Here is a 15050-nt window from a genome sequence, read left to right as displayed (position 1 = left end):
AGGATCGGCGGACACCCACAGGCACGTGCGACTTTGGGCAAGCGCGATATAAGGGCGAAGACTTTCACAATCAATAAAAATCGTATCGCAGGTTGTAAAATTTCTGGCGTCGAACAATGTTGCGGCAACCGTATCCGGATATCGAACGATGACAGGCACGCACGGCCCTCTCAACGCCTTTCTCGATCTTCGCCAGATGCCCGTGGCACATGCCCAGCTCGGCCCGTTGGCCGGCCTGCGGCTGGCCGTCAAGGACATATACGACGTCGCCGGCTACCGCACCGGTTGCGGCAATTTGCAAAAATTCGCCGAAAGCCACGCAGCCTCGCGCACCGCACCCGCCGTGCAGATGATCCTCGATGCCGGCGCACGCTTCGTCGGCAAGACGCAGACCGACGAGCTCGCCTTCGCGCTGTTCGGTCAGAATGCGCATTTCTCGTTTCCGGTGAACCCGGCGGCACCCGACCGCGTCACCGGCGGCTCCTCATCGGGGTCGGCGGCGGCGGTGGCGGGCAGGCTGGCCGATATCGCCACTGGTTCCGACACCGGCGGCTCGATCCGCGCGCCGGCGAGCTTTTGCGGACTGATCGGGCTGCGCACCACGCATGGCCGCATTTCGCTCGACGGCACGATGAAGCTGGCGCCGAGCCTTGACACGTTCGGCTGGTTCGCCGACGACATCGAGACCTACGAGACCGTCGGCAAGCTGCTGCTCGGCCGCGATCCGCACCAGCACGTGTTGGACCGGCCGCTGGCGCTGGATTGGCTGGACGGGCTGGTCGCCCGCCCGGCGCTGGCCGAATATGCCGGAATGAAGGGGCTGGCGGGCGCGGTTTTCGGCGCGCCGGCGACGCCGGCAATCCGCTTCTCCTCATCTCCCGATGAACTTTACTGGTGCTTTCGCCGGCTGCAGGCCAGGGAGGCCTGGGCGGTGCATGGCGAATGGATCACCAGCGGCGAGCGCGGCCTCGGCCCCGGCGTCGAGGAGCGTTTCGGCTTCGGCCGCGCCGTCGACGACAAGACAGCGCAGGCCGAGAAGGTGCGGCGTCTGACCTTTCGCGGCGAACTGAGCGCCCTGCTCGGCAAGGACGGCTTCCTTGTCCTGCCGACGGTGCCTGGTCCGGCGCCTTACGTGGACAGCACGCCGGAGCAGTTCCAGGCCTATCGCGAACGGGCGCTCCAGCTTCTGTGCCTGGCCGGCCTGTCCGGTTTTCCACAGATCACACTGCCCGTCGGCTCGGTCGCCGGCGCCCCGTTCGGCCTGTCGCTGCTTGGCCCTTCCGGCAGCGACATTGCCCTGATACGGCTCGGCCGGAAACTTCTCGACGCGGCACGAAAGGCCTGACCATGGACACACTGACGCGCATGCGTGCCTTCATCGACGTGGTCGAGGCCGAGGGCTTTTCCGCGGCGGCGCGCAAGATCGGCCGCTCCAAGGCCTTGCTGTCGAAATATGTGCGCGAGCTGGAGGACGAACTCGGCGCTTTGCTGCTCAACCGCACCACGCGCCAGTTCTCGATGACCGAGGCCGGCCACACCTATTACCGGCGCGCCTCGGAGATCGTGCGCGAGGTCGACAGCCTGGCCGACGCGGTGCGCGAATCCTCCGGCGACGTGCGCGGCCGGATCAAGCTGTCGGCGCCCCGCACCTTCGCCGACGCGCCGATCGGCCAGTCGCTGATCGACTTCGCCAAGCAGCATCCAGACATCGTGCTCGACATCCAGCTCGACGACCGCTTCGTCGATCTGGTCGAGGAAGGCTTCGACCTTGCGGTGCGCATCTCGCGGCTGGAGAACTCGTCGCTGATCGCCAGGCGTCTGGCGCCATTTTCGATAAAGCTCTGCGCCTCCCCCGAACTGATCGCCAAGCACGGCACGCCGACACGGCCGCAGGATCTCAGCCGCATGCCTTGCATCGTCGACACCAATGGCCGCGGACTGAACAACTGGCCGTTCAAGGGCGACAATGGCGATCCGGTCAGCGTTTCGGTGTCGGGTCCGATCGAGGTCAACAGCCCGATGACGGCGAGAGCCGCGGCCGTGTCCGGGCTGGGATTCACCGTCCTGCCGGATTTCATTGCCGCGCCCGACCTCGCGAGCGGCCGGCTGGTGTCGGTGATAGATGACCGTATCCTGTCGGGCGGCGGCATCTTCGCCGTCTACCCGCACCGCCGCTATCTGCCGGCCAAGGTCCGCGTTTTCGTCGACTTCCTGGTGCAGTGGTTCAGGACGCGTGAAGTTGCCTGACCCACTTCAGCCGAGCAGCGGTCCCAATTTCGCCCCCTTTCTGGTAACTCTCGGCAACTCTTCCGAGGCCTAGGGAATCGCGACCGAGAATGCACCTGAAACGGCACGCAATCATGCTGGCTTCGGCCTTGGCGGCTAGCTTTGCCGCCACTGGACCGGCTTACGTGCATCCACACGTCTTCGCCGAGGCTCGCCTCGATGTGATCCTCTCCCCGGATCACCAAAGCGTGAAGGCTCTGCGTCATCTCTGGCGCTTCGACGACCTGTTTTCCTCGACGGTGATGATGGAGTTCGACAAGAACTCCGACCTGAAGCTCGACGACAAGGAGCTGAAGGAAGTCGCCGACACCGTTCATGCCTCGCTGGCGGAGTTCAATTACTTCCAGCTCGTCACCGTCGACGGCAAGGACGTGGCGATGACGCCGCCGCCGCATCTGATGGCCAATTTCGACAACGACCAGCTGATCATCCTGTTCGAGTCCGAACCGAAGGTGCCGATCAAGCTCAACGGCAAGATCGATATCGGCGTCTACGATCCGACATTCTACACGGCGATCGACTTCACCGAGGACTCCAACATCACGGTCGAAGGCCTGCCCTCGAACTGCACCAGCAAGGTGGTCCGTCCCGACCCCGACGAGGCCATCAAGGAAAACCAGAAGACCCTCACCGATGCCTTCTTCAACGATCCGACCGGCACCGATATGAGCAAGATCTTCGCCACCAAGCTCGAACTGACCTGTCAGCCAGAAGGATGAAGCCGGTGACGAAACCGTCCCTGCGTTTGGCATTCGGCCTGTTGGCCCTCACAGTCGCCATGATGCATTTCGCCGACGCCGCTCATGCCCAGAGTTCGCTCGGCATCGGCGTCAATGACGGCATGGCGCCCACCACCGGCCCGTTCGCCCATATCCTGATGTGGATCAATCTCAGGCAGCAGGAATTCTACCGCGCGCTGGCAACGGCGATGAAGGCGATGCGCCAGGACGGCAGCAAGATCTGGATACTCGTCGGCCTGTCCTTCGCCTACGGTATTTTCCATGCCGCCGGCCCCGGTCACGGCAAGGCGGTGATCTCGTCCTACATGGTGGCCAATGAAGTGGCGTTGCGGCGCGGCATCCTCTTGTCCTTCGTCTCGGCGCTGCTGCAGGGCCTGACCGCGGTCGCGGTGATGGGGGTCGCCTATTTCGTCCTGCGCGGCACCTCCGTCTCGATGACGGACGCAGCCTGGTTCATGGAGATCATGAGCTTTGTCTTCGTCACCCTGTTCGGCGCCTGGCTGCTGTGGCGCAAACTCGGTCCTTCCGTCCTGCGTCTGTTCGGCAAGGGCCCGGCCTACAGCCTGTCGGCGGCTCATGCCGGCCATTCTCACGCGGGTCATTCTCATGGGGGTCATTCGCACGGCGCGCATTCGCATGCCGGCCATTCCCATGCAGCTCACAGCCATTCGGCGCATGCCCATTCGCACGCTCTACACGCGCATGACCATGTGCACGGCCCTTCGCACGATCATCACGATCATGCCGAACACGATCATGCTCATCACGATCACGCGGCCGGCGAAGTCTGCGACACCTGCGGCCATTCGCACGCACCCGATCCGGCGCTGCTGTCAGGCGACCGCTTCGACTGGCGCACGGCCTGGACAGCGGTGGCGGCGGTCGGCATCCGCCCCTGCTCCGGCGCGCTGATCGTGCTCAGCTTCGCCCTGCTCAACGGCCTCTGGCTCGGCGGCCTGCTGTCGGTGCTGGCAATGTCGCTGGGCACCGCCATCACCGTTTCGGCACTGGCGACGCTGGCGGTGACCGCCAAGAACTGGGCGGTCTATTTCGCCGGCGACGGCCGCATGGGCAACCGCATCCACTCGATCGTCGAGATCGGCGGCGCCGCCTTCGTGTTCCTGTTCGGACTGCTGCTGCTGTCGGCAAGCCTGGCGAGCGGCGGATGATGCCCGGCGCCACGAGGGTCGGAGTTTAACCCGCGATCTTGCCGCCGAGCTCATCCTCGATGTGAGCGCGGATGATCTCGTCAAAACTCTTTTCGGCGCTGAAGCCGAGCTCCCGCGACCGCTTTGCCTCGAAGCGCGTCGGCCAGCCCTTGACGATCGCCCAGATCGTGTCATCCGGAACCTCGCGGATCAGGCTTACCGCCTTCGGCCCGGCGATGCGTTCCAGCGCCTCGATCTGCTCGCCGACGGTGACGGCGACGCCGGGCATCGTCAGATTGCGGCGTGGCCCGACAGCGCTGCCGTCGATCCCCGCCGCATGGATCAGGAAGTTGACCGCCGAGCGGGGGCTGGCATGCGTGTGCACGACCGAGCGCGGCACCGGCAGGATCGCCTCATGGCCGCTCAACGGCTCGCGGATGATGCCCGAGAAGAAGCCCGACGCCGCCTTGTTCGGCTTGCCCGGCCGCACGCAGATGGTCGGCAGCCGGATGCCGATACCGTCGAAGAACCCGCGCCTGGAATAGTCGGCCAGCAGCGCTTCGCTCATCTGCTTCTGGGTACCATAAGAGGTCAGCGGCGTCGGATGGAAGTCATCGGGAATGACGTCCGGGAACGGCGCGCCGAACACCGCGATCGACGAGGTGAAGACGACGCGCGGCGCAAAGCCCGCCACCCGGATGGCATCGAACAGGGCGCGCGTGCCATCGAGATTGACGCGGTAGCCGAGTTCGAAATTCGCCTCCGCCTCGCCGGATACGATGCCGGCGAGATGAAAGACGACGTCGGGGCGCGATGCGACCAGGCGCTCGGTGGCACCCGCTTCGGCGAGATCGCCGGTGTGCAGCGTGACGCTGACGCCATCCAGGCTCGGCGCCTGTGGCGGCACGATATCGTGGAGATCGAGCGCGGTGATCTTGCCCCCGCGCAGCGTCCCGTCCTTGGCCAGCCGGGCGATGAGCTTGCGGCCGACCATACCCGCGGCGCCAGTGATCAGAATGCGCATGTCGAAGATCCCTTGCCTATTTACCCTGGTTTTTGCGCTGGTTGCGGGCGCGCAGCCAGAACACCGAGAAGAACGCCAGCACGAAGACGATGCCAAAGGCGCCGGCCAGCACAGTGGAAAGGCTGCCGAGTGCCAGCATCACGGTCGGCAGATAGTAGGCGCCTATACCGAACAGCAGCATGATCCACGCGGCAGCGATGACCGCGTTCCTGGTGTCGCGGTCCATCATGCCGCGTCCGGAGGATGGGCGTTCGTCAAGCTGGTTTTCAAGGTTTTGCAACTCCTGAGGCAGGACGATCGACATCGATCGATCCGGTCCTAGTGATGGTGGTCGTGATATGCAGCCGCTTCATGCTCGTGCCCGTGGTCGTGCTCGTCGCCATCGTCGGCGCATTGCCCGAATTCCGGTTCCACGGTGGCATGGCTGATGCCGTGCTCGCTGGCAAGCCGCTTCTTGACGGCACTCACCGCCTGATGCGCATCGACGCCCTCGTCGAGACAGGCATGCAGCGTCGCCATATTGCTGGTCCCGTCGAGCGACCAGACATGCATGTGGTGCACTTCGCGCACACCGTGGATCGTCGTCTGGATATCCCTGGCGATCAGATCTCGGTCGAGGCTTGGCGGCACGCCCTCGAGCAGGACATGGGCGGCCTCCCGCATCAGCGACCACGCCGTGTAGAGGATCAGCAGTGAAACCAGGACCGACAGGATCGGGTCGATCGGCGTCCAGCCGGTCGCCAGGATGACCAGCGCCGCCGCGATGGCCGCCGCCGAGCCGAGCAGGTCGCCAAGCACATGCAGGATGGCGCCGCGCATGTTCAGGCTCTCGCGGTCGCCGCCATGCAGCACGAAGAACGAGCCGAGGTTCACCAGCAGGCCGAGGATCGCCACCACCAGCATCGGCCCGCCAAGCACCGGCGCCGGCGCCTGCAGGCGTCCCCAGGCTTCATAGACGATCCACAGCGCGATGACGAAGATGGCGATGCCGTTGGTATAGGCCACCAGCGTCTTGACCCGGCCGAAGCCATAGGTGAGGCGAACGGTCGCCGGCCGGCCGCCAAGATGAAACGCATACCAGGCAAGGCCGAGCGCGATCGAATCGGCGAGCATGTGGCCGGCATCGGCCAGCAGCGCCAGCGAGCCCGTGAGGATGCCGCCAAGCGCCTCGGCGACCATGAAGCCGCCGGTCAGGCAGGCTGCGATCAGAACGCGTTTCTTGTCGGTCGAGCCATGCACATGACCAGGGCCGTGACCGTGCCCGGTGTGATCGTGGGTATGTGCCAATAGTGAACTCCTAAGCGCCGAATTCCGCGCGAAAATCCTCGAGCCGTCGCTTCTGCCGGCCGTCGCCATCGAAATTGGCCGGATCGAGCCACGCCTCATAGGCACTGCGCAGCGCCGGCCATTCCTTGTCGATGATCGAATACCACGCAGTGTCGCGGTTTTCACCCTTGACGATGAGATGCTGGCGGAAAATGCCTTCGAACTTGAAGCCGAACCGCTCGGCCGCCCGCTTCGATGGCTCGTTGCGGTTGTTGCACTTCCATTCGTAGCGGCGATAGCCGAGCCCGTCGAAGATGTATTTCATGAACAGGAACTGCGCTTCGGTTGCTCCCGGCTTGCGCGAGATGAGCGGTCCCCAATAGATGTTGCCGATCTCGATGACGCCGTAGGCCGGATCGATGCGCATCAGCGTCTGGCGTCCGGCGACCTTGCCGCTGGCCTTGTCGATGACGGTGAAGAACAGCGGATCCTCGCTGGCCTCGACCTTGTCCAGCCATGGCTGGAAGGCGGCGCGGGTCTCCGGCGGATAGTCGGGCAACCAGGCGAAGCGGTCGTCGATATCGGACACGGAGGACGCTTCATAGAGGCCGTCGCCGTGTTTTGCAGCGCTTAGCGGTTCAAGCCGGACGTATCGACCGTCGATGGTCTTGCGTTCGGGCCGCGGACGCGGTTGCCAATCCTTCAGATTTTCCGACACCGAATGCTCCAATCCGTTTGACTTTTGCGGGCTGAGGCTCACAAAAACGCGACCCAACAGCAAGAACCACACGGACGGGAAAAATGCTCCACACGATTTCGGCCTTCGACCGCCTTGGCGAGGAAAACGCCTTCGCCGTGCTTGCGAGGGCCACAGCACTTGCCCAACAAGGCCGCGACATCGTCAATCTCGGCATCGGCCAGCCCGACTTCAAGACGCCGCAGCACATCGTCGAGGCGGCGATCAAGGCGCTGCGCGACGGCCATCACGGCTACACGCCGGCCAATGGCCTGCTGGCGACGCGCGAGGCGGTGGTGCGCCGCACGCTGACCACCACCGGTGTCGAGATATCGCCCGAAACGGTGATGATCCTGCCCGGCGGCAAGCCGACCATGTTCGCCGCGATCCTGATGTTCGGCGAGCCCGGCGCCGAGATCCTCTACCCGGACCCCGGCTTCCCCATCTACCGCTCGATGATCGAGTTCACGGGTGCGGCACCCATTCCCGTGCCGATGCGCGAAGAAAACGGCTTTGCCTTCTCGGCCGAGGAGACGCTGGCGCTGATCACCTCGAAGACCAGGCTGCTGATCCTCAACTCGCCCGCCAATCCGACCGGCGGCGTCACGCCTCGCGCCGAGATCGAGAAACTGGTCAAGGGGCTGGAGGCGCATCCGCAGGTCGCCATCCTCTCCGACGAGATCTACGACGTCATGACCTATGATGGCGAGACGCATTGCTCGCTGCTCGGCTTTCCCGAAATCCGCGACCGGCTGATCGTGCTCAATGGCTGGTCGAAGACCTGGGCGATGACCGGCTGGCGCATGGGCTGGTCGATCTGGCCGAATGGCGACAAGGGCGCCCATCTCTACGACAAGGTGCGCAAGCTGGCGGTCAATTGCTGGTCCTGCGTCAACGCGCCGAGCCAGTTTGCCGGCATCGCCGCCATCGACGGCCCGCAGGACGACGTCGACAAGATGATGCGCGCCTTCGACCGCCGCCGGAAGATCGTCGTCGAGGGACTGAATGCCCTGCCCAATATTTCCTGCATCACGCCCAAGGGCGCGTTCTACGCCTTCCCCAACGTCTCGAAGATCGGCTGGAAGGCCAAGAAGCTCGCCTCGGCACTGCTCGACGAGGCCGGCGTGGCGCTGATCGGCGGCCCCGATTTCGGCATTCTCGGCGAAGGCTATATCAGGCTCTCCTACGCCAATTCCGAGGAGAACATCTTGCGCGCGCTGGAGCGGATCGGAGCATTCCTGGCGAAGTAGGTTTGAAAGCGGGCCGGTGGCCTCTTTCCGGATGGTTGCGGCTGGCGACCATGATGGTGTCATGATCTGTCCGGACACGCACGGCCAAGGCTGGGCGGGCGTGTCGGGAACCGCTACGCTCCCTGGATCAGGATCGAAGCAGGTGACATAAAATGTTCTACGCAATCCTTGCCTATCACGTGGAAGATGCGATCAAGGCGCTGACGCCGCAGGAAGATGCAGCACTTATGGCCGACCTGCTGAAGATCAACACCCGGCTTCATGAGGAAGGCACGCTGGGGCCGTCCGCGCGTCTGGGCGCAACACAGGATGCCATCACCCTGCGCGGCCCGGGCGACGGTGTGATCATCGACGGTCCTTTCGCCGAAACCAAGGAACAGTTGCTCGGGCTCTATGTCGTCGACTGCGCCACGCGAGACGAGGCCATCGCGATCGCCCGCGACCTTCGCCGCGTCAATCCCACCGCCGTTTACGAGATCAGGCCCATTCTGCTGTTCAAGCCCGGCGTGCCGCTGGCCGGGAAATAACTACCCACGCCCGACAAACGGCATCTTGGTCGCCATCACGGTCATGAACAGCACGTTGGCGTCGAGCGGCAGGCTGGCCATGTGGACGACGGCGTTGGCGACATGCTGAACATCCATCACCGCTTCGGCTGCGATCGAGCCATTGGCCTGCGGCACACCGACCGTCATCGGCTGTGCCATATCGGTCAGCGCATTGCCGATGTCGATCTGGCCGCAGGCGATGTCATAGGGCCGGCCGTCGAGCGCCAGCGTCTTGGTCAGTCCGGTGATGGCATGCTTGGTCGCCGTGTAGGGCACCGAGCCTGGGCGCGGCGCATAGGCCGACACCGAACCGTTGTTGATGATGCGGCCACCCATCGGCTTCTGCTTGCGCATGGCGCCAAAGGCGGCACGGGCGCACAGGAACGAACCGGTGAGGTTGACGCCGACGATATCGTTCCACACTTCGACCGGTATCTCGTCGATCGGCGTCGATTTGTAGCCCATGCCGGCATTGTTGAAGAGCAGGTCGACACGGCCGAAGGCCGCCGCCACGGTCTCGAACAGATCGTCGACCTCGCCTGCCTTGCTGATATCGCAGGCAACCGCCAGGGCCTTGGCGCCGGTGGACCCGGCCTCAGCCACGGCTGCATCCAGCACGGATTTGCGGCGTCCGCAGAACACCGTGTTCCAGCCGGCCTTGAGCAGCGCCGTGGCAACGCTCTTGCCGATGCCCGTGCCGGCCCCGGTGACGATGGCGGTTCTTTGCTCGGTCATGGGCTATTGTCCTCCGGCAGCGCTGCGCTTGCTCGACTGATTTTGGGGGGTTGGCTCGAAAAGGAAGGCATCGCAAATGACGGCGGCGATGGCAAGCGCGTCCATCCGGCGGACCGACAAAAAGGGCGGCCATTGGCGACCGCCCCTGATCTGAACCGGGCTTGGGAGGAGGAAAAGCCGATCCGACTGGATAGAATGATGCGCTTGCTGGGTTAATGAGCGGTTAACCCGGAAAGTGCGCCTTGTGCCGTTTTGGCCTACCAGCGCGGATTGGGTGACGTCCCGGCCTTGGCCGGTACCTTGGCCGCCGAAACCGTCGCCTCGACATGGTCGACCAGCGCGTCCGGCAGGCCGAGCCGGCCGGCGAGCAGATCGAGATAACCGCGCTCGGCGCGTGTGTCGGGATCGATGGTCAGGCGCGACGCCGTGTAGAGTTCGAGCTTCTGCGCATCGGTCTTGGCGCCGGCCACCAGCGTGTCGAGGTCGAGCGGGCTTGCCAGCTCCGCCATCAGGAACTTTTCGGCATCGGAGCCTATGCCGGCCAGGCTGAGCTTGCCGGCGATCTTCTGGCGCTCTTCATCGTCGATATGGCCATCGGCCTTCGCCGCCGAGATCATCGCCCGCACCAGGGTCAGCGTGAATTCGTCCTCGCCTTGCGGCGCCTGCGACGGGTGGAAGGGGGTATCCTTGGGCGGCGGCAGCAATTCCGGTTGGCCGGCCGCCGGTGCTTCCGCGGGCGCGTTGCCGGCCTTGTAATTCTGGTAGGCCTTGTAGGCGAGGCCGCCGATCGCGGCCAGTCCGCCAAGCTTCACCGCGGCGCCCGTCACGTTGCGGCCAGTACCGGTTCCGAGCAGCACCGCGGCCAGCGCACCGGCGGCCAGCGGATTGTCCTTGGCCATCTGCACGGCCTGCCCCGCCTTGTCGCGAACGGTGCCGCTGGTGCCGGGGATTTGCGAGCCGAGCAGATCGTCGAGAAGCTTCTTGGGATCGAACATTCAGTGCCTCCAGGATTTGCCCGGCCAACGGGCGGGTTTCGAACGTCGAAGACGTAGGTCCCGAAACTTGAGATTGCAATGACAGGCAGCCGCTTTGCAGCAGCACGATGCTGGATCAGGAGCCGATATGCGGCCCCCTGCCCCGCGCCTGCGCAAGCTCGACCTGGCGCTGGCGCTCGGCATAACGCTGGCGGTCCTCGTCCGAACGCGCATCGAAGCAATGCGGGCACGAAATACCGGCAGCGAATTTGGGCGACGTCAGCTCGCCCGGCGTCAGCGGGTGGCGGCAGGCGCGGCACAGTTCCGCGTCGCCCTCGGCAAGGCCGTGCGACACCGAAACCCGCTCATCGAAGACGAAGCACTCGCCTTGCCAGAGGCTCTGTTCAGCCGGAACCTCTTCGAGGTATTTGAGGATACCGCCCTTGAGATGGAAGACATCCTCGAAGCCGAGCGATTTGACATAGGCGGTCGCCTTTTCGCAGCGTATGCCGCCGGTGCAGAACATCGCAACCTTGCGGCCTTCGAGCTCCGCCCGGTGCGTTTCCACCCAGGCCGGGAACTCGCGAAAGCTTGCGGTGGCCGGGTCGATCGCACCCTTGAACGTGCCGATCGACACCTCATAGGCGTTGCGCGTGTCGATGATGACAGTGCCGGGCTGCGAAATCAGAGCGTTCCAGTCGGCCGGCGCAACGTAGGTGCCGGCACTTTTCGAAGGATCGATGTCATCGACACCCATGGTGACGATCTCGCGCTTCAGCCGCACCTTCATGCGATGGAACGGCATGTCCGCGGCCGCGCTGTACTTGACCTCGAGTCCGGCAAGCCCTTCGATGGCTTCGAGATACGCGATCAGTTCGGCAATTGCCGTCTCGCTGCCGGCGACGGTGCCGTTGATGCCTTCATGCGCCAGCAGCAGCGTGCCCTTTATGCCGCGCCCGCAGCAGAATGCGGCGAGCGGCGCGCGCAGTTCTTCGAAAGCGTCGAGCCGGGCAAACCGGTAGAGCGCGGCGACGCGAAGGAGTGGAAGTGATGTCATCGCCGAAGCCACTAGACGCTCGAGCAAGCCGATTCAAGGCAAAGCAGGCATCCTGTTCGGCGGGTCACTGGCGCAAATCTGCACCATGGGTGAATTTGTACCATAGCTGAGATCAGGGAGTCAAGAAAAAATTCCTATCCTGAAAAGCCACCCGGACAAAAGCTGTCGGCACCATCGAGCCGGCAGCCACCCTTGTCAACTTGGGCTTGGCGAGTATGGGCGACGCGTGACATCGCGACACGGCCGGTTTCGTGGACAGGAAAACGGCCTTCTGCTAATCGGTTGAATTGTCCCACGCCACGGAGAGACACATGCCCAGCAAGACCGAAAAACTTCTGTCGCTCCTCAACGGCCAGCCCGTCATCCCGGTGCTGAAGATCTCCGATGTCGCCAATGCCGTGCCGCTGGCCCGCGCTCTGGCGCGCGGCGGCCTGCCTGCGATCGAGATCACGCTGAGGACCGCCGACGCGCTGGAAGCGATCCGGCGGGTCGCTGGTGAAGTCGAGGAAGCCATCGTCGGCGCCGGCACCATTCTTGATGCCAGGCAGTTCGAAGAGGCGGCCGCCGCGGGCTCGCGCTTCATCGTCAGCCCCGGCATCACCCGCGAGCTTCTGTCGGCAGCCGCCGCCAGCGATGTTCCGCTGCTGCCCGGTGCGATCACGCCCGGCGAGATCATGGCCGCGCGCGAAGCCGGCCTGCGCTTCCTGAAATTCTTCCCGGCCGAGCAGTCGGGCGGCATCGCTTCGCTGAAGGCCTTCGCCTCGCCGCTCGCCGATGTGAAATTCTGCCCGACCGGCGGCATCTCGGCCAAGAACGCAGCTGACTATCTCAGCCTGCCCAACGTGGTCTGCGTCGGCGGCTCCTGGGTGGCGCCCGACGACCTCGTCAAGGCCGGCAAATGGGACGAGATCGAAGCCTTGGCGCGCGCGGCGAGCAAGCTCACAAAATAAGGCTTTCATGGCGGCATGGAAAAACCCGGCCGACTTGCGTCGACCGGGTTTCCGCCGGATGTTTTTTCCAGGCCTGCCTTGGCTGGATCAGTTGCAGACCCTGACTTCCCTGACCACCCTATGATGATGCTTCCAGGTCGTGACAACCTTGGTCCGGCAGTGCTTCTTCATGTGCATGTGATCGTGGGTCTTGACGACAATGGTTTCGGCCTGCGTAGGGGCGATGGCCGCCGAAGCGGTTGCCAACGCGATGACCGATGCCAGTAGAATCTTCTTCATGGGTATCCCCGGGTTTGAACGAACGAGGGAGAAACCGTTGACGGCCCGAGGCGTTCCACGATCACGGCAATGTCAGGCCGGTGTGATCGGAAGCCGGCGGGCCGCGCGACCGGATCCGGCCACGCAGCAAAAAGCCGCGCTGGTTGCCCGGCGCGGCTTTGTCGATTGGTTTGCCGTCATTTGGTCTGGAAGCGGGCTACCGACATGAACTTGACGGCGTTGCCGGTGAAGCGATTGGCATCGGCCACCTGGCTGCTCGGCTGGAAGCCAGCGGTGTAGACCTCGCTCGGCGGCGTGTGCACGATGCTGTAGGCGTAACCCGGCGCCGTCGTCGCGCTTGAAACGGTGGCGACCTGCTCGCCGCTGGTCAAGGCCCAACGGGCGGCCTGCGGTGCGGCTGCAACCACCATGGCCTTGGGGCCTGGCTTCAGGTCGCGGGCGGTGGCTCTCGATTCCTTGCGCGTCGTCTTGACGCCGGCGCCGATCGCGGCGGCCGGATCGGAACCGACTGGGCGGGCTACGACAGCATCGCGCGGCGATGCGGCGTTGGTGCCCGGATCGTTGAACGCCGAACGCGGCTCGGACCCGGACAAGGAAGCAAGCTGGTAATCGGCCGCACCGACCTGGGCATTGGCCTCGTCGAGCACGGCCTTGACCGCGTCCGGCCTGGCCATCTCGGGCCGTGCCGTCGGCAGCACCGAGAACGCATCGGTCGCGGTCTTGCCTTGGTCGGCCGTCTCGGCCAGCGCCATCAGCACATCCTTGCTGGGCGGCGCAGCCAGAGCGGCCGGCAGCGAATTGTCGGGACGCCATGTCGGCAACGGTATGTTGTTGACCGCGACCTGGGTCGCATCAGCCGAAGCCGTTGCATCGGCCATGCCGAAAGGAACGCTCGCCGGCGCATGCGCGGTCGCCACGGCCTGCTCGGTGGTGGCTGTCGCCTCCGCCATCGCAAAGGGAACATTCTCAGGCTGCTGCGCGCCGACATCGGCTTTCGGCCGCGGTGCGAAATCCGGCAGCGGAATGCTTCGGGCCGGCAATGCCGCGATGATCGTCTCCGGCGTGTCCTGTTCAGGCTCCGGAGCCTGCTGTTCGGTCACCTGCGGAATCTCGGCGCGCCGCGCATTCTCCGGCGCCACGATGGCGATGCCCGGGAGGTTGCTGGTCTTGGCCGCCGCTGCCGGCTTCAGGTTTCTCGCCTTGGGCGGGGGGGCGGCCGAAGCGGTCTCGACATCGGCGCTGTCGTCGGCCTCGTCGTCGCCGCCGCCACCGAAGAAAGCCGACAGGAATCCACCCGATTTCTTGCTGCTGCCGCCGGCACTGGCCATCTCGATGGCCGGCGAGCCTGAACCCTTGCGCGCCTTGTAGGAGGCGAGCGCCTGCTCAAAACCGGGCAGCGGCCTGCCGTCGCTCGGCACATGCAGCGTCTTGCCATTGGGGAACAGGGAGACCAGTTCCTGGCGGCTGATACCGGGCCAATGGCGCACATTGCCGACATCCATGTGGACGAACGGCGAACCGGATGACGGATAGTAGCCGACGCCGCCGCCCTGCATCTTGAGGCCGATGTTGCGCAGCTTCTTCAGCGGCACGCCGGGAATATAGAAATCCATCGCCTTGCCGAGCATGTGCTGGCTCTTCTCGGCCACGCCCCTGCTGCGGCTGCGCAGCATCGAGTTCGTCGACGGCGAGCGATAGCCGCACACGACCTGGATGTAGTCCGTGGCACCTGCTTCCCGATACGCCTCCCAGACGAGATCCAGCAGGCGCGGATCCATCTTGGTCGGCTCGTTGCGACGCCAGTCGCGCAAAATGATGTTGATCTTGCGGAGACCCTCGGGAACGTAGCGGCCGTTGCGCTTGTAGACGATCTCGGCCTTCTCGTGGGTGTGGAGATGATACAGCTTCAGCGACCGTGTTTCGGCGCTGGCTCCGCTCGCAGCCGCGGCAACAAAACCAAAAGCGACAACCAACACTGCCAGCCACTTCGGCCAGACGCTCAAATGATGGTGCCGCCTGTTTGTGTGTCGTTCGATTCTGTTCAAATCAAAAGGCCT

The 15050-nt window shown here is 64.5% G+C and carries 16 protein-coding genes; 7 read left to right on the top strand and 9 right to left on the bottom strand.

Going from position 1 to position 15050, the window contains the following annotated elements; translation table 11 throughout:
• Positions 1 to 148: 148 nt before the first annotated feature.
• The 4 genes from RPF88_RS29810 (at position 149) to RPF88_RS29795 (ending at position 4195) form a co-directional block, all read left to right on the top strand.
• Complete coding sequence (locus RPF88_RS29810) at positions 149 to 1345, top strand: amidase (RefSeq protein WP_027161414.1); 1197 nt, start codon at positions 149 to 151, stop codon at positions 1343 to 1345.
• Between the two features lie 2 nt (positions 1346 to 1347).
• A complete protein-coding gene (locus RPF88_RS29805) occupies positions 1348 to 2247 on the top strand; it encodes a LysR family transcriptional regulator (RefSeq protein WP_024502714.1) in 900 nt (299 codons plus the stop codon).
• An 89-nt stretch (positions 2248 to 2336) separates the two neighbouring features.
• Positions 2337 to 3005 (top strand): DUF1007 family protein, encoded by a 669-nt coding sequence (locus RPF88_RS29800; protein WP_027161413.1) that lies wholly within the window; start codon positions 2337 to 2339, stop codon positions 3003 to 3005.
• Positions 3002 to 4195, top strand: coding sequence for a nickel/cobalt transporter (locus RPF88_RS29795; protein ID WP_063173033.1), 1194 nt, complete (start codon positions 3002 to 3004; stop codon positions 4193 to 4195). The genes RPF88_RS29800 and RPF88_RS29795 overlap by 4 nt, the downstream gene beginning before the upstream one ends.
• Positions 4196 to 4220: 25 nt before the next feature.
• Here the strand turns inward: RPF88_RS29795 and denD are convergent, their stop codons facing one another.
• The 4 genes from denD to RPF88_RS29775 form a co-directional block, all read right to left on the bottom strand.
• Positions 4221 to 5198 carry a D-erythronate dehydrogenase gene (denD, locus tag RPF88_RS29790; RefSeq protein WP_024502716.1) on the bottom strand — a complete coding sequence of 326 codons (978 nt, stop codon included), beginning with the start codon at positions 5196 to 5198 and terminating at the stop codon, positions 4221 to 4223.
• A gap of 16 nt (positions 5199 to 5214) precedes the next feature.
• Positions 5215 to 5427, bottom strand: coding sequence for a hypothetical protein (locus tag RPF88_RS29785; protein ID WP_013529748.1), 213 nt, complete (start codon positions 5425 to 5427; stop codon positions 5215 to 5217).
• A gap of 89 nt (positions 5428 to 5516) precedes the next feature.
• A complete protein-coding gene (locus RPF88_RS29780; protein ID WP_063168938.1) occupies positions 5517 to 6485 on the bottom strand; it encodes a cation diffusion facilitator family transporter in 969 nt (322 codons plus the stop codon).
• Between the two features lie 10 nt (positions 6486 to 6495).
• Positions 6496 to 7182, bottom strand: coding sequence for a GNAT family N-acetyltransferase (locus tag RPF88_RS29775; protein WP_013529746.1), 687 nt, complete (start codon positions 7180 to 7182; stop codon positions 6496 to 6498).
• Positions 7183 to 7265: 83 nt separating this feature from the next.
• Between RPF88_RS29775 and RPF88_RS29770 the strand changes: the two genes are divergently transcribed.
• The gene (locus RPF88_RS29770; protein ID WP_337123719.1) at positions 7266 to 8450 is read left to right on the top strand and encodes a pyridoxal phosphate-dependent aminotransferase; all 1185 of its coding nucleotides are present in this window, start codon (positions 7266 to 7268) and stop codon (positions 8448 to 8450) included.
• Positions 8451 to 8602: 152 nt separating this feature from the next.
• On the top strand, positions 8603 to 8977 hold the full coding sequence (locus RPF88_RS29765; protein ID WP_013529744.1) for a YciI family protein: 375 nt from the start codon (positions 8603 to 8605) through the stop codon (positions 8975 to 8977).
• Here RPF88_RS29765 and RPF88_RS29760 read toward each other — a convergent pair whose 3' ends face one another.
• From RPF88_RS29760 to trhO, 3 genes are all read right to left on the bottom strand, one after another.
• Complete coding sequence (locus RPF88_RS29760; protein WP_064995626.1) at positions 8978 to 9733, bottom strand: SDR family oxidoreductase; 756 nt, start codon at positions 9731 to 9733, stop codon at positions 8978 to 8980.
• Positions 9734 to 9990: 257 nt separating this feature from the next.
• Entirely contained in the window at positions 9991 to 10728 is a 738-nt protein-coding gene (locus RPF88_RS29755; protein ID WP_013529742.1) for a tellurite resistance TerB family protein, read from the bottom strand.
• A 115-nt stretch (positions 10729 to 10843) separates the two neighbouring features.
• Positions 10844 to 11764 (bottom strand): oxygen-dependent tRNA uridine(34) hydroxylase TrhO, encoded by a 921-nt coding sequence (trhO, locus tag RPF88_RS29750; protein ID WP_013529741.1) that lies wholly within the window; start codon positions 11762 to 11764, stop codon positions 10844 to 10846.
• 311 nt (positions 11765 to 12075) lie between these two features.
• On the opposite strand from trhO, the gene RPF88_RS29745 reads away from it, so the two are divergent.
• Complete coding sequence (locus RPF88_RS29745; protein ID WP_063173036.1) at positions 12076 to 12714, top strand: 2-dehydro-3-deoxy-phosphogluconate aldolase; 639 nt, start codon at positions 12076 to 12078, stop codon at positions 12712 to 12714.
• A gap of 87 nt (positions 12715 to 12801) precedes the next feature.
• Here RPF88_RS29745 and RPF88_RS29740 read toward each other — a convergent pair whose 3' ends face one another.
• Both RPF88_RS29740 and RPF88_RS29735 read right to left on the bottom strand, forming a co-directional pair.
• Entirely contained in the window at positions 12802 to 12993 is a 192-nt protein-coding gene (locus RPF88_RS29740; protein WP_013529739.1) for a hypothetical protein, read from the bottom strand.
• Positions 12994 to 13169: 176 nt separating this feature from the next.
• On the bottom strand, positions 13170 to 14996 hold the full coding sequence (locus RPF88_RS29735; protein ID WP_013529738.1) for a DUF882 domain-containing protein: 1827 nt from the start codon (positions 14994 to 14996) through the stop codon (positions 13170 to 13172).
• Between the last annotated feature and the right edge of the window lie 54 nt (positions 14997 to 15050).

The organism is Mesorhizobium sp. ISC11, from assembly GCF_037162595.1.
Lineage (GTDB): Bacteria > Pseudomonadota > Alphaproteobacteria > Rhizobiales > Rhizobiaceae > Mesorhizobium > Mesorhizobium ciceri.
Note: the sequence above shows the minus strand (reverse complement) of the source record. Positions and strands in the feature narration are given on the sequence as shown.